Origin of the sequence: Hungatella sp. SL.1.14 (assembly GCF_024460495.1) — a bacterium.
Taxonomy (GTDB): domain Bacteria; phylum Bacillota; class Clostridia; order Lachnospirales; family Lachnospiraceae; genus Hungatella; species Hungatella hathewayi.
Window position 1 is genome coordinate 1 of record NZ_JANFYJ010000499.1, and the last position, 290, is coordinate 290.

A 290-nucleotide genomic window follows, 5' to 3' on the forward strand; every position below is an offset into this window, starting at 1 on the left:
GTCAGTGCGCCGGTTAGTATGGAATAGCCAAGTCCCAGCGTTGTGCCAAAGAATACGTAGCCAAACAGGCCGAAGATGATGGAGGGGATACCGGAGAGTGTCTCTGTGGTAAACACAATGAGGCGGACGGCCCTGCCGCCTTTTGCGTATTCATTTAAGTAGATGGCGGCTCCCACACCCAGTGGAGTGGCGATGAGCAGCGTAATCACGACGATATATAAGGTGTTGACGATGTTTCACAGGATTCCGAAGGTACCCCTGATTGTGCTGGGAAGAGTGCTTAAGAATTC

1 pseudogene is annotated in these 290 nt (G+C 51.7%); it reads right to left on the reverse strand.

The window, feature by feature from the left end:
* A pseudogene (locus tag NE473_RS32005) lies at positions 1–290 on the reverse strand (ABC transporter permease family protein); the annotation flags it as partial.